Origin of the sequence: Sphingorhabdus rigui (assembly GCF_014196595.1) — a bacterium.
Taxonomy (GTDB): domain Bacteria; phylum Pseudomonadota; class Alphaproteobacteria; order Sphingomonadales; family Sphingomonadaceae; genus Sphingorhabdus_B; species Sphingorhabdus_B rigui.
Genome location: NZ_JACIEA010000001.1, coordinates 1,388,114 through 1,403,385, shown reverse-complemented (window position 1 = coordinate 1,403,385; position 15,272 = coordinate 1,388,114). Strand labels below are relative to the sequence as shown.

The 15,272-nt window shown below is 56.0% G+C and carries 13 protein-coding genes; 7 read left to right on the top strand and 6 right to left on the bottom strand.

The features are described from left to right. Positions 1-32: 32 nt before the first annotated feature. Positions 33-2,264 (bottom strand): LPS-assembly protein LptD, encoded by a 2,232-nt coding sequence (locus tag GGR91_RS06415; protein WP_183941148.1) that lies wholly within the window; start codon positions 2,262-2,264, stop codon positions 33-35. Between the two features lie 175 nt (positions 2,265-2,439). Here GGR91_RS06415 and GGR91_RS06410 point away from each other — a divergent pair, with 175 nt between their 5' ends. From GGR91_RS06410 to ndk, 3 genes are all read left to right on the top strand, one after another. After that, complete coding sequence (locus GGR91_RS06410) at positions 2,440-3,897, top strand: leucyl aminopeptidase (protein ID WP_183941146.1); 1,458 nt, start codon at positions 2,440-2,442, stop codon at positions 3,895-3,897. 12 nt (positions 3,898-3,909) lie between these two features. Beyond that, a complete protein-coding gene (locus GGR91_RS06405) occupies positions 3,910-4,341 on the top strand; it encodes a DNA polymerase III subunit chi (RefSeq protein WP_183941144.1) in 432 nt (143 codons plus the stop codon). Positions 4,342-4,408: 67 nt separating this feature from the next. Beyond that, positions 4,409-4,831 (top strand): nucleoside-diphosphate kinase, encoded by a 423-nt coding sequence (ndk, locus tag GGR91_RS06400; protein WP_183941142.1) that lies wholly within the window; start codon positions 4,409-4,411, stop codon positions 4,829-4,831. 103 nt (positions 4,832-4,934) lie between these two features. Here ndk and purN read toward each other — a convergent pair whose 3' ends face one another. Together purN and purM are read right to left on the bottom strand one after the other, a co-directional pair. Further along, on the bottom strand, positions 4,935-5,885 hold the full coding sequence (purN, locus tag GGR91_RS06395; protein WP_183941140.1) for a phosphoribosylglycinamide formyltransferase: 951 nt from the start codon (positions 5,883-5,885) through the stop codon (positions 4,935-4,937). Next, positions 5,878-6,984 (bottom strand): phosphoribosylformylglycinamidine cyclo-ligase, encoded by a 1,107-nt coding sequence (purM, locus tag GGR91_RS06390; protein WP_183941138.1) that lies wholly within the window; start codon positions 6,982-6,984, stop codon positions 5,878-5,880. Before purM ends, purN begins: the two co-directional genes overlap by 8 nt. Before the next feature lie 61 nt (positions 6,985-7,045). Between purM and GGR91_RS06385 the strand changes: the two genes are divergently transcribed. Together GGR91_RS06385 and GGR91_RS06380 are read left to right on the top strand one after the other, a co-directional pair. Further along, entirely contained in the window at positions 7,046-8,104 is a 1,059-nt protein-coding gene (locus GGR91_RS06385; protein WP_183941136.1) for a heavy-metal-associated domain-containing protein, read from the top strand. A gap of 18 nt (positions 8,105-8,122) precedes the next feature. Next, positions 8,123-8,707, top strand: a complete 585-nt coding sequence (locus GGR91_RS06380) for a P-loop NTPase family protein (protein WP_183941134.1) — start codon at positions 8,123-8,125, stop codon at positions 8,705-8,707. Positions 8,708-8,737: 30 nt separating this feature from the next. On the opposite strand, the gene rnd is transcribed toward GGR91_RS06380, so the two are convergent. Further along, positions 8,738-9,922 (bottom strand): ribonuclease D, encoded by a 1,185-nt coding sequence (gene rnd, locus GGR91_RS06375; protein ID WP_183941132.1) that lies wholly within the window; start codon positions 9,920-9,922, stop codon positions 8,738-8,740. Positions 9,923-10,016: 94 nt separating this feature from the next. Between rnd and aspS the strand changes: the two genes are divergently transcribed. Both aspS and GGR91_RS06365 read left to right on the top strand, forming a co-directional pair. Further along, positions 10,017-11,807, top strand: a complete 1,791-nt coding sequence (gene aspS / locus GGR91_RS06370) for an aspartate--tRNA ligase (protein ID WP_183941130.1) — start codon at positions 10,017-10,019, stop codon at positions 11,805-11,807. Between the two features lie 90 nt (positions 11,808-11,897). Beyond that, positions 11,898-12,683, top strand: coding sequence for a polyphosphate kinase 2 family protein (locus tag GGR91_RS06365; protein ID WP_183941128.1), 786 nt, complete (start codon positions 11,898-11,900; stop codon positions 12,681-12,683). On the opposite strand, the gene GGR91_RS06360 is transcribed toward GGR91_RS06365, so the two are convergent. Continuing rightward, a complete protein-coding gene (locus GGR91_RS06360; protein ID WP_183941126.1) occupies positions 12,665-13,150 on the bottom strand; it encodes a GreA/GreB family elongation factor in 486 nt (161 codons plus the stop codon). The two genes, GGR91_RS06365 and GGR91_RS06360, sit on opposite strands and share 19 nt — an antisense overlap. A 12-nt stretch (positions 13,151-13,162) precedes the next feature. Further along, the gene (locus tag GGR91_RS06355; RefSeq protein WP_183941124.1) at positions 13,163-15,193 is read right to left on the bottom strand and encodes a lytic transglycosylase domain-containing protein; all 2,031 of its coding nucleotides are present in this window, start codon (positions 15,191-15,193) and stop codon (positions 13,163-13,165) included. Between the last annotated feature and the right edge of the window lie 79 nt (positions 15,194-15,272).

Sequence of the window (15,272 nt, the reverse complement as noted above, 5' to 3'; positions counted from 1 at the left end):
TCATCCTTCTCCGCGAATTTATTACGGATGCTTTACACACCGAGATTGCGAAATGCCAGACGGAACAGAAAGCTGTTTCCACGCTGCGAATCTCCGACAGGCTGATAGTCGCGTCGCCACGTCAGACTTAACGACAAGCAGTCATCATCATAGGCAACGCCAAGCCGGTGCCGGATAGGATCAAAGCCATCGGAAATGCTTGTCGGATCCTCCGCAGTGTCGGTCAAATCGACGATGGTAGAGCCAAATACCGACCAAAAACGTGCAACACGCACGCGCCCCGCCAAGCGAATTTCTTCACGGTCAGTGAGGTCTTCGAGGGTGGGGCCAATATTGCGATTGAGCTTTAGATAGCCCGCCTGAACATATGTACCGCGTGAACCGACCGTGGCGTCAACTTCATTACGGCGTATCGCCAAATTGTCTTTGTCGAGGCGGAAGCGGTGTGTGAGCTTGACCAAGTCTTTGAAACGAAATTCTGACCTGCCGACAATATCCGATGCTTTGTCAGATAGACCCGTTCCATCAGGGAAAATCGACTCTCGATTGGATAGGCGGTAACTTTGACCCAGGTTGATGTTAGCGGTAAAGTCTGATTTGCGTAATGCCCAGTCTAAACCGTATGTAATGCGAAGGTTGTCTTCAAAACGGTCGTAGCCGGGGAATCGGTTCAGCGTGAACAGGTTGCTGTCTTCCAAATCGACGGCGCGCGAATCTTCATTTGGAATGTTCAAATTGGAAATCGATGGCGCTGCGACCATTTGGACGCGGGGCGTAAGAATCTGCGTGCCGCCAAAGGCTTCACCGACAAAAGGCCATTTAATATCCGCGGCAGTGGCGAAAATGGCGCGGTGCTGCCACCCCGAATCTCCGCGGTATATCGCGGTCAGCGTGCTGGCATTTTCGTCGCTATGGTACACATCCCCGCGCGCGAGCGCAGTGAGCGTTAGTTCCTGCCCAAGCCCGGTTATTTTGCGCAGGTCCCATTTGGCGGACGAAAATGCGCGCTGCGTGTCTTGGCCCTCGGTCCGGCTGATCGCCAGGCTGTTGGCTTGAAGCTGGATTGTGCCGCCGACAATGGGGGCATCCATGCGCAGGCGGTAATCAATTTCGGGCAGCGCGATTGGCGTTAGACCTTGGCGATCGCTGACGCGCAGGGTCTGGACTGCCCAGCCTGCGAGCGAGAAGTAGCTGTTGTCACCAATTCGTTCGGCAGCAAAGGTAGAGCGGAGCCTGTCATCCCGGCTGATGTCATAACGCCGCAAAAACGTGCGGTCCGACGCATAACGGCCGGATGCCGAAATAGACCAATTGGGGTCGAGCTGGAACTTGCCTGCGCCTTCGAGATAGCCACGGAAAACATCTGCGCCAACAGGTGTCGAAGTGCCGCTTGTATTGATACGATTACTATAGGTTCCGTATGCGCTCAGTTCGATAGCGCCATTTTTTTCGAGTGTCCGGAAATTTAGTCTGCCCAAGGGTGCTGCGCCGGTAAAAGCGGTTATCGCTGCAGTCGCATCCCGATTTTCGGATATTCGCCAATAATAGGATTGCTCAAGCTCAGCGCCGTTATTCCGCGAAAAGCCGATGCTGGGTACAAGAAAGCCGCTGCCAGCTTTGGCATCTACCGGGTGCGACAGAAATGGCAGCGGAATGACCGGCAGGCCAAACAGTTCAATCCGTGCACCTTTATAAACGACGCGTTTTTTGCTGGGATCATAGACGACCTTAACCGCTTTGACTTCCCAGCTCGGTTTTTTAGGACAGCCGTCAGCGTCAATTACTTTGCACGCTGTATATGCCGCATAATCAAGCGTATAAATGCCATCTTTCCGTGCGCCGCGTTTTGCGGCTAGCCGGCTTTCGTCCGCCAAAACGACAAGCAGATTGTCGATGACGCCGTCTTTTAGTGCGTCGGTGAGTTCAATCTTGTCACCATATGCAACGTCGCCCTCTGGGCCTATCGCGCGTATGGCGCCTTCAGCGAAAACACGCCCGCTTTTGCGGTCCCAGATGATATTGTCTGCCCGCAATGTATATCCATCGCGACTGACAATCACATTGCCTTTTGCGGTGACGGTTTCAGTGTTGGAGTCGTATTCAACAACAGCAGCAGCGAAATCGATTTGGTCGCTGGCCTTTTGTGCGGCTGCCGCTGAGGGCCCCGTTTGGGCAAATGCGACAGACGGCACAGACCCACAACCGATAAAAATCGGAACAAGCAAAAGGCGGGTTAAAAAGGTGTGGGTGGCGGGGATGTTCATAAAAACCGTGCAGTCCTTTATCGCCGCTATCGCATTGGGTCCACCCATCATCCCATTTAACGCTGTATTTGCGCTTAACCGTGGGAATTTATCCCCTATCTTTTGCTTTAATCCAAGGGTGAATTAGGCCTATAGACATGTAAACCCGTTATCCGCAAAAAGGCATACCGTTTCCATGAAGATCAATTTTACCGATGCACGCCCCCAAGATGCTGACGTCCTCGCGTTCATCGTAACAAAAACTACCTTCGCCGACTTCAAATTTCCTTTGGAAAATAGCGACATCGTGCGCGCGACCGCAAAATTGGCGCGTTTCGAAGGTGCGGCAGGGCAAAGTTTCCTGCTCATCAACGAAGAGGGCGGGAAGCTTGTTCGGATCATCTTGGTTGGTGTCGCGGACGGTGAAGCCGGCGATTATCAAAAGGCGGGCGGCGAAATTGTTGCCAAGGTTCAGACATCTGGGGCCAAACATATTGCCATTCATGGCGCGAACCTGAGCGCGAAAGCGGCCGCAGAAACGGCTTATGGTGCAACATTGCGTAACTGGCGCATGGACAAATACCGCACCAAATTGGCGGAGACGTCAAAGCCGACGGTGGAAACATTGACGGTCGCAAGCGCGCCTGCAGACGCAAGCACCCTGTGGCCGAGCTATAATGCAATCGCTGAAGGCGTTGCGTTGACCAAGGAATTGGTCACCGAACCTGCCAATATCATTTACCCTGAAAGCTTTGTTGAACGTTGCAAGCATCTTGCGGAGCTTGGCGTCGAAATCAGCGTGCTTGATGACAAGGATATGGCTGCGCTCGGAATGGGCGCGTTGCTTGGCGTCGCACAAGGCTCGCGTCGTCCGGCCCGTTTGCTGGTGATGAAGTGGGACGGTACCGGCGGTTCGCAAGAACGTCCCGTTGCTTTGGTCGGTAAGGGCGTAACCTTTGATACCGGCGGCATTTCCATCAAGCCAGCCGCGGGCATGGAAGATATGAAGTGGGATATGGGCGGCGCAGGCGCCGTCGCAGGCGCGATGAAGGCGCTCGCTGGACGTAAGGCAAAGGCGTATGTTGTCGGTGTTTGTGGCCTTGTCGAGAACATGCCTGACGGCAACGCACAACGCCCCGGCGACATTGTGACATCAATGTCGGGCCAAACCATTGAGGTGCTGAATACCGACGCAGAAGGGCGTCTGGTGCTGTGTGATGCGCTCCATTGGGTTCAGGAAAATTATAACCCCGAATATATTGTCGATCTCGCAACATTGACCGGCGCGATTATCGTATCGCTGGGCAGTGAATATGCTGGCCTGTTCTCAAACAGCGATGAACTCGCCGATAAGCTGACCGCTGCTGGCAAAGCCTCTGGCGACCCGCTGTGGCGTTTCCCGCTTTCGAAGGCTTATGACAAAATGATCGACAGCCCGATTGCCGACATGAAGAATATCGGCGGCAAGGGCGCTGGTTCCATCACTGCCGCACAATTCTTGGGTCGTTTCATCAAGGACGGCGTGAAATGGGCGCATTTGGACATCGCCGGGACCGTATGGGCCGATAAAGCTGGGCCCGTGTGGGATAAGGGCGCAACGGGCTTTGGCGTGCGTTTGCTTGACCGGTTTGTCGCGGATAATTTCGAAGGTTGATGTTGCCGCGACATGCAGGTCGATTTTTATCAACTCACACGCGATCCTGCTGAAAAAGTTCTGCCTGCCATTGCCCAACGAATCTTGGACAATAAAGGGCGGTTGCTGATTATCAGTGATGATGCGGGCCAACTGGATGCGATCTCTGCAGCGTTGTGGACCGCAAGGGCGGACAGCTTTTTAGCGCATGCAAAATCGGGGGAGGGCGATGATGCACTTCAACCGATATTGTTGTCGCAAGATACGGATGCACCAAATGGCGCCCGGTTTGTTGCACTCGCTGACGGAAATTGGCGAGCGGTGACCGAGGATTTTGATCGGGCCTTCTATCTTTTCCCGCCGGAACAGACCGACAATGCGCGATCCGCATGGCGCACATTGGGTGATGGGGTAGAGCGCCGCTATTGGAAACAGGACGGCGGCAAATGGGTCCAAGGCCCATAAAGCTTGCACTCAACGTGCAGCGACGTTAGATGCGCGCCAAATTCCCCCTACAAATATGGAGCTTTTCATGTCGGTTACCCGCACTTTTTCGATCATTAAGCCTGACGCTACGCGTCGCAACCTGACTGGCGCAGTCACCAAGATGCTTGAAGAAGCTGGCCTGCGCGTCGTTGCTTCAAAGCGTATCCACATGACCCGCGAACAGGCCGAAGGCTTCTACGCCGTCCACAAAGAACGCCCTTTCTTTGGCGAACTCGTCGACTTCATGATCAGCGGCCCCGTCGTCGTTCAGGTTCTTGAAGGCGAAAACGCCATGCAGCGTAACCGCGACATCATGGGCGCGACAAACCCTGCCAATGCTGAACCCGGCACGATCCGCAAGGAACTGGCCGAAAGCATCGAAGCGAACAGCGTCCACGGTTCAGACAGCGACGAAAACGCAGCGATTGAAATCGCTTACTTCTTCAAGCCAGAAGAAATCGTCGGCTAAACCCGATCGATCTAAGATTATCTGACACCAAGCGCGAAGCTCGTGCTTGGTGTCAATGTTCCTAACTTGGCGGTTCGAAAAAGCCTATGGACCCTGCAACCGATTAGGCCGAGCCGAGTATATCCAGAAATTTCGTAAGCTTTTTTGGCGCAACTGCGCGCCAGCTTTTGGCGATCCATTCGCCGATATGGTCCCAATCGGTATCGCCCAGGTCGAGCCGTATGCCTACCCAGCCATCGCCGAAATAAGCGGGGCGATAGTAACGCTCGGCGTCGCTATCGATCAGCATCGCCTGTTCTTCGACGCCGCTAATTTTGACCAAAAGCGCGATTTTTCCGTCGCCATGATGGTCGATGGAAACATATGCGAATTTCTTGCCGCCGACGATGCCAAAGCATGGCATTCCATGCGACACCACTTCATCGGCTTCCGGCTGGGCCAGCGCGATTTCGCGTACTTTTGATGTCAGATAATCGGGGCTTGTTGCCCGCGAAACATAGTCGGCCAGCGTCCGCGGATATAATTGATGCTCGGCTATCTTGACGCGCTCCGCCAATGAATCGGCGGTGTCATTAGGCAAAACGGCGACTTCCATCTGGCCAAGAAGGGGGCCTTCATCAAGGTCGGCAGTGACAAGGTGGACGCTGCAACCAGCGATACTGTCGCCTGCGTCAATCGCGCGCTGGTGGGTGTGTAGCCCGGTATATTTGGGCAATAGGGATGGGTGGATATTTAGCATCCGGCCGTCCCATTTTTCGACGAAGTTTCCGCTCAATATCCGCATATATCCCGCAAGCGCGACATAAGCCGCCCCCGCTTTGGTAATGTGATTATGCATTATGTCGTCATGGTCGGCCCGCTTAAGACCAACGTGCGATTGTGCAAACGTGGCGACACCTTCGGCTTGTGCAAGCTTCAACCCTTCGGCGTCGGGATTGTTGCTGGCGACCAGAACAACTTCATATGGGCTGTCGGGGCGTTTTGCGGCATATAACAACGCCGCCATATTGGTGCCGCCGCCGGAAATAAGGACCGCAACACGCGCCTTAGCCATGATGCGTCGCAGTCCAATCGGCTTTGGCGCTCCAGGTTTCGATGCTGCCGGCAACCGTGCAGCCTTTTTCACCCGCTGCAATATGTCCAATGCGGAACACGGTCTCTCCTGCGGCCTCAAGTGCAGCGGTTACGCCCGCGACTTCGGTTTCAGCGACAACCACCGCCATGCCGATGCCGCAGTTGAATGTGCGGGCCATTTCCTCGGGCTCTATATGACCTTGGGCTTGCAAGAATGCCATCAAGCGCGGTTGTTGCCATGCGTCTGCATCGACATGTGCGTGCAAACCGTCCGGCAGGATACGCGGGATATTCTCAAGCAAGCCACCGCCCGTAATATGCGCCATCGCGTGGATTTTGCCGGTGCGGACCATCGGCAGCAGCGATTTTACGTAGATGCGGGTCGGCGCCATGAGTGCGTCGATCAGAATGACATTCTGGTCGAAAATGGCCGGACGGTCGAGTTTCCAGCCCTTGTCTGCGGCAAGCCGCCGAACCAGCGAGAAACCGTTGGAATGCACGCCGGATGATGCAAGGCCCAAAATGACGTCGCCCGCCGCGACCTTATCTGCCGTCAGCACCTGGTCGCGTTCCACCGCGCCAACGCAGAAACCGGCAAGGTCATAGTCGCCTTCGGAATACATGCCCGGCATTTCCGCGGTCTCGCCGCCAATCAGCGCGCAGCCGGCTTGTTTGCAGCCTTCGGCAATGCTGGCGACAACAGATGTGGCCACCGCGTTGTCGAGTTTGCCGGTGGCATAATAATCAAGGAAGAAAAGCGGCTCTGCGCCTTGTACGATCAAGTCATTTACGCACATCGCGACAAGGTCAATACCGACGCCTTCATGGCGACCGGATTCGATGGCCAGTTTCAGCTTCGTTCCGACGCCATCATTTGCGGCGACCAGAAGTGGGTCATTAAAGCCAGCGGCCTTGAGGTCGAAAAACCCGCCAAATCCACCAAGATCGGCATCTGCGCCAGCGCGTCGGGTCGATTTCGCCAGCGGCGCAATCGCGCGCACGAGCGCGTTACCGGTTTCAATGGAAACACCGGCCTTGGCATAGGTGTAAGATTCGGGCTTCTGTTCTTTTGCGTCCATTTGTCGCCGTTAGCGAGAACAGGGTTGGAATTCCACGTCTATGTCGCCTAAAGGTGCGTTAATGACAAATTCTCGCGGAAAATGGTTTCAGATTGCAGCGATTGGCTTGCCTTTGGCGCTGATCGGTGGCGGAATCGTTGCCGCGCAAATCGAAGGGCCAAAGCGCGGCATTGCGCCAATCGCAAGTGCTGGTGATTTTGAAGTTACCGGCGTCTCCGTGAATGTCGTCGGCAATAATGCGTTTGAAGCCCGGCAAAAGGGTTGGGAACAGGCGCAGCGGATTGCCTGGTCGGCATTGTGGCGCAAAACCCATGGAACGGTTGGCGCTGGCCTATCCGATTCGACGTTGGACGGCATCGTCGCCGCAATCGTGGTTGAGCAGGAACAGATTGGCCCACGCCGTTATGTGGCCAAGCTTGGCGTATTGTTTGACCGCGCCCGCGCCGGCCAATTGCTGGGCGTCAGCGGTGTGGCGCGTCGTTCTGCGCCGTTATTATTGTTACCTGTTACCTATTCGGCAGGTGCGCCGACGGTATTTGAACAGCGCACATCATGGCAGCGCAGCTGGGCCAAATATCGCACCGCTGACAGCACGATAGATTATGTGCGTCCAAGCGGGGCAGGCGGCGAATCACTGCTGCTGAACGCGGGTCAGAAAGACCGTCGCAGCCGCATTTGGTGGCGCACAATCCTCGACCAATTTGGTGCGGCTGACGTGATCATCCCGATAGCACGCATCGAACGGCAATGGCCCGGTGGCCCGATTATTGGACGATTTTCTGCGCGTTATGGGCCGGATAACAAATATCTTGGGTCGTTCACCCTGCGTGTTGCCAACAGCGCTGGCATTCCGAGCATGATGGATCAGGCGGTCATTAAGATGGACCAACTGTTCCAGTCCGCGCTCGCCTCTGGCCGATTGCGGGCAGATGCCTCGCTCGTCCTTGAACCCGAAGTGGTCGAGGAAGAGGAATTGGAAGGCGAAGTGGAAGACCTGTCGGTTGTCGATGGGGCAGAGCCTGCGCGCCAGTCTTTGGATGATGTGGTAAGATCGGTGTTGCAAGAAGCAGAACCTGCGCGCAATTCTGGTGCGCCAACACCGCCGTCACCACGGCCATGAGCACCAGCATCTGACATTATGCGCCAAATTGCTTTGCCATTGGACGAACTGCGCAGCGGCGCATCGTCCAGCCTGATCATTACGCAATCCAATGCGACCGCTTTTGCCGGGCTTTCGAGCGCATCTGGATGGGCCAAACGCTGTGCGATTTTGACTGGTCCCGCACGCTCGGGGAAATCCCTCATGGCGCGCTATTTTTCGGGGCAAAACGGCACGGTCATTGATGACGCGGAGGCAAGTCCGGCGGAAACCTTGTTTAACGCATGGAACCGGTCGCAGGAAAGCGGCGTCCCATTGTTGCTTATCTCGCGTTGGCAGCCGGCGGAGTGGAACATCACATTGCCCGACCTGCAATCGCGTCTGGGCTCTGCATTGCTGCTCGACATTGGGCCGCCCGACGATGAAATGATTGAACAATTGATTCAAAAACAGCTCGCTGATCGCGGGGCTGCAATCAGCATTGATGCTTTAAGCTACGTAAAGCGCCGAATTGAGCGGAGTTATGGTGCAATCGAAAAATTTGCACGGTCAGCAAATGCGCTGGCGCTGGCGGAAAATGCCCCGGTCAATCTCAGCTTGGTAAAGAAGGTTCTCGAAAGCTAATTCCAACCGAAGGCGTTGTATATTGTCCGATTAGCGGACCATCTCTTCTTCTTGGGTGTGGGTCATTTTCAGTTTCCCGTTCACCACTGCGAACGCCAGCCTGCCTTCGACCAGATCAAGCGCATCGCGGCCGAACTGTTCAAACCGCCATCCCGTCAGGACTTCTAGGTCATCGCGCTCACCCGCAGCCAACCGTTCCAGTTCTTCGGTCCGTACGATGAGGCGCGGCGCGACATTGATTTCGCGCGAACGGATTTTGAGCAACAGCTTCAACAGGTCCGCGACAAGTGATCCGTCTTTACCACCGCCGGGCGACGATCTGCCGCGGTCGGGCATGTCGTCGCGTGCCATGGGCTGGCTTGCTTCGATAACCGCGATCAACCGCGCGCCAATGTCATTGTCGCGCCAAGCAGGGGATAGTCCGCGCACCTTGGGCAAATCAGCCTGCGTCTTGGGCGGATGCGCGGCAATATCGGCAAGCGTTTCGTCTTTCATGATGCGCCCGCGCGGGATATTCTTACGCTGCGCTTCCTTTTCGCGCCATGCGGCCATGGCCTGCAGTCGGCCCAAAACCTCCGGCTTACGCGATTGCACCTTTATCCGGGACCAGGCATTTTCCGGGTCATTGCGATAGTTGGCCGCGTCTGAAATGCGCTCCATTTCGTCATTCAGCCAAGCACCACGGCCCGTGACCTTCAGCTTTTCCAGCATCATCGGAAATATCGCTGATAAATGCGTTACATCGGCAATCGCATAATCGATTTGCCGCTTGTCCAGCGGACGGCGCGACCAATCTGTAAATCGCGCGCCCTTGTCGAGTTGAATGCCCATCCACAGATCGACCAGATTCGAATAGCCGATTTGTTCACCCTGACCGAGCGCCATGGCCGCAATTTGGGTGTCAAACATCGGGTAGGGCGTTTTGCCCGTCAGGTTGAAGAATATTTCAATGTCCTGCCCACCGGCATGAAAGACTTTGAGAACGTCGTCATTCGCGCAGAGCAGGTCGAGCATTGGCGTGAGGTCCAGCCCCTCGGCCTTTGGGTCAATCGCCGCCGCCTCATGCGTGTCCGCCAGCTGCACAAGGCACAGATCCGGATAATAGGTGTTTTCCCGCATAAATTCGGTATCAACCGCAACAAATGGGGATTTTGCAAGGCGTGCGCACAATTCGGCGAGACGTTTGCTATCGGAGATGAGTGGATGAATCTGCATTGCGCATCGCCGTAGCACCCATTCCCGACTTGACAAAGTGCCCCTGCACGGTTGTTAGGCGGCCTTTCCACAGATTTTTTGAATTGAGTGAACAATGCACGCTTATCGCACGCACAAATGCGCCGAACTTCGCGATTCCCACGTGGGGGAAACCGTACGCCTATCTGGCTGGGTCCATCGTAAGCGCGACCATGGCGGCGTTTTGTTCGTCGATTTGCGCGATCATTACGGCATGACGCAGATTGTCGCCGATAGCGACAGCCCCGCTTTGCCAATCCTCGAAGCATTGCGCCTTGAAAGCGTTGTCACCATCGATGGCGACGTAAAGGCGCGCAGTGCCGCCACCGTGAACGCAAACCTGCCCACGGGTCAGATCGAAGTCTTCGCGCGTAATGTCGTTGTGCTCAGCAAGTCTGAAGAACTGCCTTTGCCCGTTGCCGGTGAGCAAGAATATCCAGAAGAAACCCGCCTGAAATACCGGTTCCTCGATTTGCGTCGCGAAACGCTGCACGCCAATATCGTCAAGCGTACGCAGATCATTCGCGAAACGCGCCGCCGTATGGAAGATATCGGCTTTACCGAATATTCAACGCCCATCCTGACGGCATCCAGCCCGGAAGGCGCGCGCGATTTCCTCGTGCCAAGCCGCATTCACCCCGGCAAATTCTTCGCGCTGCCACAGGCGCCGCAGCAGTATAAGCAGTTGCTGATGGTCGCTGGCTTTGACCGCTATTTCCAAATCGCACCATGCTTCCGTGATGAAGACCCGCGTGCTGACCGTTTGCCGGGCGAATTTTATCAGCTCGATCTGGAAATGAGCTTCGTCACGCAGGAAGAGGTCTGGGACACGATGGAGCCAGTAATGGCTGGTGTCTTTGAAAAATTTGCTGATGGCAAAACCGTCACGCCAGCTGGCCAATTCCCGCGTATTCCCCATGCAAAAGCGATGCTGGATTACGGCACGGACAAGCCCGATTTGCGCAACCCGCTGATCATTCATGACGTGACCAGCCATTTCACCAAATCGGGCTTCGGCCTGTTTGAACGCATCGTCGAAGGCGGCGGCGTTGTCCGCGCTATCCCTGCGCCAAAGACAGCGGAAAAGAGCCGCAAGTTCTTTGACGATATGAATGAATGGGCGCGCAGCGAAGGCCATGCTGGCTTGGGCTACGTCACCCGCAAGGCTGGCGAATTTGGTGGCCCCATTGCCAAAAACCACGGCGACGAAGGTATGCAGGCGCTGTACGACGCCATTGGCCTTGGCCCCGACGATGGTTGCTTCTTTGCTGCGGGCAAGGAAGAACAAGCCGCCAAGCTGGCGGGTGCCGCGCGCACGCGCACGGGTGAGCAGCTTGATCTCATTGAAAAAGACGCATTTCGCTTTTGCTGGATCATCGACTTCCCGTTTTACGAATGGAGCGAGGAAGACAAGAAGGTCGATTTTGCCCACAACCCGTTTTCGATGCCACAAGGTGGCCTCGAAGCGCTTCAGACGCAGGATCCGCTCACCATCAAAGCCTATCAATATGATATGGTCTGTAACGGTTATGAGCTCGCCTCTGGCTCCATCCGGAACCAGCATCCCGATCTGATGGTGAAGGCGTTTGAACTGACTGGCTTGACGCAGGCTGATGTTGAGGATCGTTTTGGCGGCATGTACCGGGCATTCCAATATGGTGCCCCACCACATGGCGGTATGGCAGCTGGCGTCGACCGGATGGTCATGTTGCTGTGCGGCGTTCAGAACTTGCGTGAAATCACCTTGTTCCCGATGAACCAGCGCGCGGAAGATCTGCTGATGGGCGCACCGTCACCTGCCGAGCATAAGCAGCTGCGCGAGCTGAACATTCGCGTTGTGGAACAGCCGCCCAAAGCGCAATCGTAAAGCATAGGCCGACGCAATTGCGCTGTCCCTTTTGGGGACAGCGTTTTGCTTTGTCTTGTCTAACGGTCGAATAGGTGCTGCAATCGTTAGATGGCGATTGATCTATCAAACTATGAGTCCGGTAAAAAATACGGCGGGACGTACGACAAAGACCTGAAAGCGCTGCAGGACCGTCTTTCGCGGCTGCAGTCGCTGCACATATTGCACAATGCGCGCACGTTGATCGTGATTGAAGGGTGGGACGCGGCTGGCAAGGGCGGCGCGATCAAGCGCATGACGGCGACGCTCGATCCGCGTTATTATCATGTCTATCCCGTTTCAGCGCCCACTGCAGAGGAAAAGGACAAGCATTTCCTCTGGCGCTTTTGGAGTAAGCTGCCCGGCAGCCGGGAAATCAGCATCTGGGACCGAAGCCATTATGGCCGTGTGCTGGTCGAACGCGTCGAAAAATTCTGCAGCGAAGCAGAATGGCGACGTGGATATGACGAGATTAATGAGTTTGAGTCGCGACAGTGCGAAATCGGCACGAAAATCATTAAGCTGTTCTTCCACGTCACACAGGAAACACAGGATAAGGTGTTGATGGAGCGGCTCAAGGACCCCGCCAAGCGCTGGAAAGTGACCGCAGAGGACTTTCGAAATCGCGAACGGCGCGCGGATTATATGGATGCGCTGGCGGACATGTTTAAGCGCACCCACACGCACTGGGCCCCGTGGACCGTTATCGATGGCAATAACCAGAAAGCGGCACGGATAGCTGCATTAACGCATGTTGTGGAGTCGCTGGAGGCAAGCGTTCCGCAGAATTTCCCTGATACCAAACCAGACATTGCCGCGCTGGCCGAAAAGACATTCGGCTATTCCCCTATTGGATAGGCGATCCCGACGACTTCCCACTCTTTGGGCCCGGTTGGCAACGTTACCGTTTTGACATCGCCCACACGCGCACCGCGCAGGGCGCGGGCCAGCGGCGCGTTCCATCCAATGCGGCCATGGCTTGCATTGGCTTCGTCATCGCCGACCAACGTAATGATTCGTTCCGCGTCGTCGATATCAGCCAACGTAACCGTCGCGCCGAAAAATACGCGGTCTCGGTCTTCCTGCTTGGACGGGTCTAGGACCTTTGCAACTTTCATTTTCTTGGAAAGCTGGCCGAGTTCACGGTCGATTGCGCGCAGCTTCTGCCGACCGTAAATATAGTCGCCATTCTCGCTTCGGTCGCCATTGCCCGCCGCCCAGTGGACGATTTCAACAACCGCTGGCCGTTCGACCGCGAACAATTGTTCATACCGCGCGCGCAAGGCCGCGAATCCGACAGGGGTAATGGGGTTCGTGCGCTCCATAGCGCCTCTATGTCACCCCGGGCTTGATTTGCCCAGATATGTGCTGAGCGGCGTTGCCGACCGCACGCGCGCGCGTTCGGGGTGGAGATGATCGTACATCACCGCATTTTCCAGCACGCGGTAAACATAATCGCGGGTCTCGCTCAGCGGGATTTTTTCGATCCATTCCATCATGCCGATGCTGCCCGTACGCGGGTCACCATAAGCCTTCAGCCATTTGTTCACATTGCCGGGGCCGCCATTGTACGCGGCAATTGCGAGGGGGTAGCTTCCGTTGAAATAATTCAGCATGCGTTCGATATATGTCGCGCCAAGGGCGATGTTGTAATCTGTATCTACGGTCAACGCTTCGGGGCGATATGCCATCGCGATTTTGCCTGACGTCTCGCGCGCGGTGCCTGGCATGAGCTGCATCAGGCCGCGTGCACCTGCGTGGCTTTCCGCCGCCCGGTCAAACTGGCTTTCCTGCCGCATGATCGCATGGGCAAGCGTCCATGTCTGGTGATGCGCGGCGGGAATATTGACCGTTGGATAGCTGTTTCCCAAAAGCTCAGAAATGCCTGCCGATCGGGCGCTGCGACCCGCCATTACCGCAAGATCAGGACGGCCCAATTTTTGGGAAAGGCCAATGGCCGTGGCAAAATCATCCGGATCCTTGGCGTTCCGCGCAATGGCCCTGAAGAAATTGCTTTGGTCCTTCCAACTTCCATATTTGGAGGCGAGGGCTGCGGCCAAATAGACTGCCGGTACATCGCCTTCTGCCAAAACGGGTGCGGCGGGGGTGATGCGCGGCACTGGGGGCATGGGACGCCGCAACTGTTCAAGCGACAACTGGCCAAAAAAGCTCTCATAATAAGCGGCGGCTTGTTCATGATAGCGTGTCGCTGACGCTTGGTCTCCGGCCTTTGCCGCGGCTTTGCCAGCAAAGTGCAACCCTTTTGATCGGGTTTGCGCCGATTTTGCAGCGGACGCATAACGTTCGAACATAGCAACGGCATCACCAGGGCGGCCAAGCCTTTCCATCGCCGTCATGCCAGCAAGCCATGTCAGGCTGGTATAGCGATCACGTGTGGCGATATCTTGATCGACCATGACAAGTCCACGCGGCGTTGCGTCGTCAACGCGTGACGCTATGCGGTACGCGATATCATATTGGCCGTCATTCGCGGCTGCCTGCGCATGCGTTAGCAGCAATTGATACCAGTCCTTCAGAACAGGTGCCTGCGCAGCAAGATTGGCGCGGTTCGCCAGCAATTCGCGCGCACCGATGCTGTTACCCGAGGACCGCATGGAGTCTGCTCTGGCGGCGATTAGGCTCGCTTCACTGTTGGCGAGTGATCCAGCGTCCTGAACCTTTTGATCGGCATCAGGGGCTTTTAGGCGCGTGGCAAGCGCGGCAACAAAGGCGGGGCGACGTTGCGGGGATGTGTAGGCTATCCAGCGTTCTGCGCCACGGGTTGAGCCCGACCATAATAAGCGGTCAACGCGGGCGTCATGGTCAGCGGACGTAAAATACTTGCCGGCGATGCGGAACATGCGCGCTTCGTCGTCATCGTTAAGGGCACCGCCGCGCCATGCCGCGCGCGCTTGTGCTTCCGCGCGCGATTTGTCGCCCGACGCGTCGAGTGCAATTGCGAACCTTGCGCGCCCCGCGTTGGTGAGGGGGGGTAAGCGGTCAAAAAACGCCACAACCTGACTGGGAGACGATGACAAAGGATTGATCGCCTGTTCTGCGTTCTTGCGCATCTCATCGCTATTTGGCCAATCGGGATAGCGCATCAAAAATGACGCATATTCACCAAAGCTGAAATTGGCGGACGCGCTGAGCATTTTCCAACGCTGCAATGCGGCAGGGACTTGGCCCTCGCTTGGGTCATATTGCACCGCCGGGACCTGAGGCATTTGCGCAGTGGGCGCAGCAGCAGGGGAGCCTCCCGTACCGCGCTGCCAAGTTATGCCATCACTTTGTTGGGCCGCCACAGCGGTCGAAAACGGAATTATCAGCATAGATGCCGAAATGAGATGCTTTACCATGCTGGACATATTATGTGCCCCATCCTTATCAGGTGCTGAACGAACGACTATATAGCCCTTAGCGACCTATATGGCCCAGATTGAAAGT